Raw genomic sequence first — 7,090 nt, 5'->3', positions numbered from 1 at the left:
CAGAACCCGCTCCGGGGGGTGACGGGGCGGGGCGGGGGGCTGGTCGTGTAGAGCCGAGCCCACGCCCGGCTGCTCTTCGGCCCAAACGCCAGCCGAGCATGGGCTCGGCTCTACAGGAGGGCCGCAGGCCCTCTACCACCCAGTCGCGTTATCTTTTACAATTCGCCTACGTTTATCAGGCTAAGCCCGCGTCCCGACGCGGGTTTTTTTCATGTTACCCTTCGGGCCATCAGCGGCCCGATTCCATTGGAGACATCCCATGGCGCTGGAGCGCACCCTTTCGATCATCAAGCCGGACGCCGTTGCCAAGAACGTCATCGGCGAAATCTACGCCCGCTTCGAGAAGGCCGGCCTGAAGGTCGTGGCCGCCAAGTACAAGCAGCTGTCGCGTCGTGAAGCCGAAGGCTTCTATGCCGTGCACCGCGAGCGTCCGTTCTTCAACGCGCTGGTCGAGTTCATGATCTCCGGCCCGGTGATGATCCAGGCCCTGGAAGGCGAGAACGCCGTCCTGGCCCACCGCGACCTGCTGGGCGCCACCAACCCGAAGGAAGCCGCTGCGGGCACCATCCGCGCCGACTTCGCCGAATCCATCGATGCCAATGCCGCGCACGGCTCGGACTCGGTCGAGAATGCCGCGATTGAAATCGCCTACTTCTTCGCCGCCACCGAAGTCGTCTCGCGCTGAGAGTAATGCCGTGAACGAGGTCGTACAGTCCCCCGCCATCCAGCCGCTGCCGAAGTCGGCACCCACGGCTGGCAAGCAGAACCTGCTCGACCTCGATCGCGCGGGCCTGGAGAAGTTTTTCGTCGAGGTTCTCGGCGAGAAGAAGTTCCGTGCCCATCAGGTGATGAAGTGGATCCACCATCGCTACGTCACCGATTTCGATGAAATGACCGACCTCGGCAAGGTCCTGCGCGCCAAGCTGCAGGCCCATGCCGAGGTGCTGGTTCCCAACATCGTGTTCGACAAGCCCTCCGCCGACGGCACCCACAAGTGGCTGCTGGCGATGGGCGTGGATGGCAAGAACGCCATCGAGACCGTGTACATCCCCGACAAGACCCGCGGCACGCTGTGCGTGTCCTCGCAGGTCGGTTGCGGCCTGAACTGCACGTTCTGCTCCACCGCCACCCAGGGCTTCAACCGCAACCTGACCACCGCCGAGATCATCGGCCAAGTGTGGGTTGCCGCACGCCACCTGGGCAACGTGCCGCACCAGATGCGCCGCCTCACCAACGTGGTGATGATGGGCATGGGCGAGCCGCTGATGAATTTCGACAACGTCGTGCGCGCCATGAGCGTGATGCGCGACGACCTGGGCTACGGCCTGGCCAACAAGCGCGTGACCCTGTCGACCTCCGGCCTGGTGCCGCAGATCGATCGCCTGTCCACCGAAAGCGACGTGTCGCTGGCGGTGTCGCTGCACGCGCCGAACGATGCGCTGCGCGAGACCCTTGTTCCGCTCAACAAGAAGTACCCGATCGCCGAGCTGATGGCTTCGTGCGCACGCTACCTGCGCGCCAACAAGCGCCGCGAATCGGTCACCTTCGAATACACCCTGATGAAGGGCATCAACGACAAGCCCGAGCATGCCCGCGAGCTGGCCCGCCTGATGCGCCAGTTTGACAACGCGGTGCAGGCCAAGGATTCGGGCAAGGTCAACCTGATCCCGTTCAATCCGTTCCCCGGCACCCGCTACGAGCGTTCGGAAGAAGCGCACATCCGCGCCTTCCAGAAGATCCTGCTCGACAGCAACGTGCTGACGATGGTCCGCCGCACCCGTGGCGACGATATCGATGCCGCCTGTGGCCAGCTCAAGGGCCAGGTGATGGACCGTACCCGCCGCCAGGCAGAGTTCAACAAGACGTTGCAGGCAGGGAAGGGGAGCGATGCGGCCGCGTGACCGCCTCTGGCCAGTCCTGATTGCAGGGGTGCTGGCCGTTTCGGCCAGTGGCTGCAGCAAGACCGTCAAGTCCCAGCTTCCCGACGAATACACCCGTGGCGGTGACATCGCCCCGGAGCGCCACGTGCGCGATTCGCCAGGCGTGCGCGAGGAATTCCGTTACCAGGACCAGCTGGCCCTGGCCGCCCGCGACATGCAGGTGGGCAACCTCGACGAGGCCGAGCGCAAGGTGCGCCAGGCCCTGAAGGCCCGGCCCAAGGGCGTGGACGCGGTGATGCTGATGGCCGGCATCGACGAGCGCCGTGGCCGCTCGGAGAAGGCGGGCGAGGGCTTCCGCCGCGCCACCGAACTGGCCCCGCAGCGCGCTGACGTACTCAACAATTACGGCGCCTGGCTGTGCCAGCACGGCAGTGCCGCCGAATCGCTGCTGTGGTTCGACCGTTCCCTGCAGCTGCCGGGCAATGCCTCCGCGGGCGGCGCGATGGCCAATGCCGGCCGCTGCGCGCTTGACGCCGGCCAGGTGGAACGCGCCGAGCGCGACCTGCGTGCGGCGCTGGTGATGGTGCCGGCCAACCCCGTCGCCCTCGAGGCGATGGCCCAGCTCAACTTCCGCCGTGGCCAGTTTTTCGAGGCGCGCGCCTTCGCCGAACGTAGGATTGCGGCTGCACCGGCCACACGTTCCGTGTTACAACTTGCGTCTGAAATCGAGGCGCGACTGGGCGATCAGGCGGCATCCGATCGTTACCTGCAGCGGATTCGACAGGAATTTCCGCAGGACGCGGGCTCCTAACCTCCAGGGTTGATGCATTGTGATTGATGACCAGACTGTGAGCGCTCTCGATACTGCGGCCGGCTGCGGCACCCGCCTGCGCCAGGCCCGAGAGGCGGCCGGACTGACCCTTGATGATGTCGGCCAGCGCCTGCGCATGCCGGTCCAGGTGGTCAGGTCGCTTGAAGAAGAACAGTGGCAGAAGCTCGGCGCCCCGGTGTTCGTCCGCGGCCAGCTGCGCAGCTATGCGCGCCTGCTGAACGTGGATATCAGCCAGCTGCTGGAGCAGGCCCAGGTCGGCGCGGTGGTTCCGCCCACCCTGGTCAGCCATACCCATACCCCGCGTGCCCGCCGCATCGCCGAGAACCTCGGCCGGCGCATGCTGTATGTCGGCATCACCGCGGTGCTGGCGGTGCCGGTGTGGTTTGCCACCCGCGGCCACTTCGACAACACCCCGTCCGCGCCCAACACTGCCTCGCTGGACGCGATCCCGGCCGCCGTGCCGGTCGCCCCGGCCACCGTCGGCAGCGAGCCGGCAGCGCGCAACGAGCCGGCGGCGGTTGCTGCCAAGCCGGCGGCCACGCCGTACGTGGCGTCGCTGGCCCCGGTGCCGCGCCCGGCCCCGGCCGCTGCGGCCACCGCCAACCTGGACATGCAGTTCAGTGGCGACAGCTGGGTCGATATTGCCGGTCCGGATGGCGGCTCCGTCGAGAAGGCGCTCATCAAGGCCGGCGAGACCCGCAGCTTCACCCCGGGCCAGGTGAGCCGCGTGACCCTGGGCAATGCCTCGGCGGTCCAGGTTCAGCAGAACGGCGCTATCGTCGATCTGACCCCCTACCAGCGAGCCAACGTGGCCCGCTTTCAGGTATCCTCTGAAGGCTCCGTTGTCCCGGTTTCACACTGAGACGCGGTTTCACCACCTTCGATAATCCCAATGGTCCCTCCCTACGGGCGGGGCGAGAGTACGCATGGCGATCGACGATCTGCTCGACGAGCACGAACAAAGTGAACGTGTCCGCAGCTGGCTGCGGAAGAATGGCGCCAGCATCATCGGTGGCGTAGCGATCGCCATCGGCGCCATTGCCGGCTGGCAGTGGTACCAGACCAACCAGGGCGGCAAGCTGGCCTCGGCCAACGTCGAGTACCAGAAGGCGCTGGTCGGCCTGCAGGACAACAAGCTGGACGACGCTGCCAAGGCGGTCAAGGCGCTGGAGGCTGGCCCGAACAGCATCTATGGCGATCTGGCGGCCCTGCAGCTGGCCAAGGCCCAGGTCGATGCCGGCAAGAACGAAGAAGCACTGGCCACCCTGCGCGGCGTGAAGGTCGAAGGCGACCTGCAGCGCGTGGTTGACCAGCGCGTGGCCCGCCTGCTGGTGGCCACCGGCAAGAGCGACGAGGCGATCAAGCTGCTTGGCAGCGCGACGGACAGCGGCAGCCTGGAAATCCAGGGCGATGCACTGCTGGCGCAGGGCAAGCGCGATGCGGCCCGTGAACAGTATGAGAAGGCGCTTAAGACGCTGGACGTGGCAGCACCGCAGCGGCGCGTGCTGGAAACCAAGGTTATGGACGCTGGCGGCACCGTCGCCGCCCCTGCGGAGTCGGTTTGATGAGTCAGAAGGTCATGATTACGCGCGTCGCCTCCGTCCTGCTGCTGGGCATGGCACTGAGCGGCTGCAGCACCATGAAGGGCTGGTTCGCCGGTAAGGATGCCGCCGCCAAGAAGGCGCAGGAGCCGGCGGAACTGGTCAAGTTCGAGCCGACCCTGAAGGTCAACAAGGCCTGGTCGGTCAACCTGGGCAAGGGCGAGCGCCGCATCGGCGTGCGCCAGGGCCCGGCGGTGGCCAATGGCCACGTGTTCGCCGCGGCGATCACCGGTGGCGTGCATGCCATCGACCTGCAGACCGGCAAGAAGGTCTGGACCTGGGAGCCGCAGAAGGAAAAGAAGAAGGCCAAGCTGCGCCTGTCCGGCGGCCCGGGTGTCGGCGAGAACCTGGTGGTCATCGGTACCCTCGATGGCCAGGTGATCGCGCTGGACATCAACGATGGCAGCGAGAAGTGGCGCGCCCGTGTGCCGGGCGAAGTGATTTCGGCCCCGGCCGTTTCGCAGGGCCTGGTTTTCGTGCGCAGCAATGATGGCCGCGTCACCGCGTTCGAAGCCTCCAACGGCACCCAGAAGTGGTTCAACCCCAGCGAGCTGCCGGCGCTGACCGTGCGCGGCAACGCGCCGGTGGTCACCGGCCCGGGCGTGCTGTTCATCGGCAAGGATGACGGCGCTGTCGCCGCCCTGGCCATGCAGGACGGCCGCACCCTGTGGGACCAGACCGTGGGCAGCCCTGAAGGCCGCACCGAGCTGGACCGCATGGCCGACGTCGACGGCGCACCGGTGCTGGAAGGCAATACGCTCTTCGTGAGCAGCTTCAAGAACCAGACCATGGCCATCGAAGGCCCGACCGGTCGCCCGCTGTGGGCGCGCGACCACGGCGGTGCCGGCGGCGTGGCGGTGTCTTCGGGCAATGTGTTCGTTACCGACCCCAAGGGCGGCGTGTTCGGCCTGGACAAGACCAGCGGCACCGCGATGTGGTCGCAGACCGGCCTGGCGCGTCGTTCGCTGACCGGTCCTGCGCTGCAGGGTGATTACGTGGTCGTCGGTGACTACAAGGGATACCTGCATTGGCTGCAGGCCTCCGACGGCGCGATGGCGGCGCGGGCCAAGAGCGGCGGTGATGCCCTCCTGGCCCAGCCAGTCGTCGTCGACGGGGTGCTGCTGGTGCAGAATGTTGATGGCAAGCTGACCGCATTCCGGTTGGCAAATTAATACGGAGTAATCGCGATGCTGCCTTTGGTCGCCCTGGTTGGACGGCCGAATGTCGGCAAGTCGACCATCTTCAATGCTTTGACCCGCACGCGTGACGCCCTGGTCCATGACCAGCCCGGCGTCACCCGCGACCGCAACTACGGCGTCTGCCGTCTGGACGAGGACAACCATTTCCTCGTCGTGGACACCGGCGGTATTGCCGAGGAAGAGGAAGGCCTGGCTGGCGCCACCACGCGCCAGGCCCGCGCTGCTGCGGCCGAAGCCGATCTGATCCTGTTCGTCGTCGATGCCCGCGAGGGCACCTCGGCGATGGACGACGAGATCCTGGCCTGGCTGCGCAAGCTGTCGCGCCCGACGCTGCTGCTGATCAACAAGATCGACGGCACCGACGAAGACACGGTCCGCTCGGAGTTCGCCCGTTACGGCTTCAGCGAAATGCTGACCGTGTCGGCCGCCCACCGCCAGGGTCTGGACGACCTGATGGATGAGGTGATCCAGCGCCTGCCCGAAGAAGGCAGCGGCGAAGAGCTGGACAACGATCCGAACCGCATCCGCATCGCCTTCGTCGGCCGCCCGAACGTGGGCAAGTCGACGCTGGTCAACCGCATCCTCGGCGAAGAGCGCATGATCGCCTCCGATGTGCCGGGTACCACCCGCGATTCCATCGCCGTGGACCTGGAGCGTGACGGTCGCGAGTACCGCCTGATCGATACCGCCGGCCTGCGCCGTCGTTCGCGCGTGGACGAGGTCGTCGAGAAGTTCTCGGTGGTCAAGACCATGCAGTCCATCGAGCAGTGCCAGGTGGCCGTGCTGATGCTGGACGCCACCGAAGGCGTGACCGACCAGGACGCCACCGTGCTGGGCGCGGTGCTGGATGCCGGCCGTGCGCTGGTCATCGCCATCAACAAGTGGGATGGCCTGACCGAGTACCAGCGCGAACAGGCGGAAACGATGCTGTCGCTGCGCCTGGGCTTCGTGCCGTGGGCCGAGTCGGTGCGCATTTCCGCCAAGCATGGCTCGGGCCTGCGCGAGCTGTTCCGTGCGGTGCACCGCGCCCACGAGTCGGCCAACAAGACCTTCACCACCAGCGAAGTGAACAAGGCGCTGGAAATGGCCTACGAGACCAACCCGCCGCCGACCATCCGCGGCCACGTCTCCAAGCTGCGCTACGTGCACCCGGCTGGTGCGAACCCGCCGACCTTCATCGTGCACGGTACGCGCCTGAAGGAGCTGCAGGAATCGTACAAGCGCTACCTGGAGAACTTCTTCCGCAAGCGCTTCAAGCTGATCGGCACGCCGGTGAGCTTCATCTTCCGCGAGGGTACCAACCCGTACGAGGGCAAGAAGAACGTCCTCACCGAGCGGCAGGTCAAGGCCAAGCGGCGCTTGATGAAGCACGTCAAGGGCAAGTGATCCACGAGAAGGCGGCCGCAGGGCCGCCTTTTTGTTGGTAGCGCCGGGCCGTGCCCGGCGGATCCGTGCGCGCCGCTGCGCTCGCCGGGCATGGCCCGGCGCTACCGTACGCTTGCGGTGGACCTGTAGAGCGGGGGCCCCCGGGGGGGGGGGGGGGGGGGCCCCCGGGGGCGGCGGGGGGGGGGGGGGGGG

The 7,090-nt window shown here is 66.8% G+C and carries 7 protein-coding genes; all 7 read left to right on the top strand.

Translation table 11 applies throughout. The features are described from left to right. Positions 1–259 precede the first annotated feature (259 nt). The 7 genes from ndk (at position 260) to der (ending at position 6,898) form a co-directional block, all read left to right on the top strand. Positions 260–685: a nucleoside-diphosphate kinase gene (gene ndk, locus IAE41_RS21320; protein ID WP_008265389.1), complete on the top strand. Its 426-nt coding sequence runs from the start codon at positions 260–262 to the stop codon at positions 683–685. Positions 686–695: 10 nt separating this feature from the next. Further along, complete coding sequence (gene rlmN / locus IAE41_RS21315; protein WP_079221620.1) at positions 696–1,901, top strand: 23S rRNA (adenine(2503)-C(2))-methyltransferase RlmN; 1,206 nt, start codon at positions 696–698, stop codon at positions 1,899–1,901. Next, positions 1,888–2,691 (top strand): tetratricopeptide repeat protein, encoded by an 804-nt coding sequence (locus tag IAE41_RS21310; protein ID WP_200734468.1) that lies wholly within the window; start codon positions 1,888–1,890, stop codon positions 2,689–2,691. Before rlmN ends, IAE41_RS21310 begins: the two co-directional genes overlap by 14 nt. A gap of 19 nt (positions 2,692–2,710) precedes the next feature. Then, positions 2,711–3,574: a RodZ domain-containing protein gene (locus IAE41_RS21305; RefSeq protein ID WP_200734467.1), complete on the top strand. Its 864-nt coding sequence runs from the start codon at positions 2,711–2,713 to the stop codon at positions 3,572–3,574. A 64-nt stretch (positions 3,575–3,638) separates the two neighbouring features. Further along, the gene (locus IAE41_RS21300; RefSeq protein ID WP_079221623.1) at positions 3,639–4,277 is read left to right on the top strand and encodes a tetratricopeptide repeat protein; all 639 of its coding nucleotides are present in this window, start codon (positions 3,639–3,641) and stop codon (positions 4,275–4,277) included. After that, entirely contained in the window at positions 4,277–5,485 is a 1,209-nt protein-coding gene (gene bamB / locus IAE41_RS21295) for an outer membrane protein assembly factor BamB (RefSeq protein WP_200734466.1), read from the top strand. The genes IAE41_RS21300 and bamB overlap by 1 nt, the downstream gene beginning before the upstream one ends. Positions 5,486–5,500: 15 nt before the next feature. After that, positions 5,501–6,898 (top strand): ribosome biogenesis GTPase Der, encoded by a 1,398-nt coding sequence (gene der / locus IAE41_RS21290; RefSeq protein ID WP_108768625.1) that lies wholly within the window; start codon positions 5,501–5,503, stop codon positions 6,896–6,898. Positions 6,899–7,090 lie beyond the last annotated feature (192 nt).

This window comes from Stenotrophomonas sp. S39 (assembly GCF_016624665.1).
In the GTDB taxonomy this organism is placed as follows: domain Bacteria; phylum Pseudomonadota; class Gammaproteobacteria; order Xanthomonadales; family Xanthomonadaceae; genus Stenotrophomonas.
Note: the sequence above shows the minus strand (reverse complement) of the source record. Positions and strands in the feature narration are given on the sequence as shown.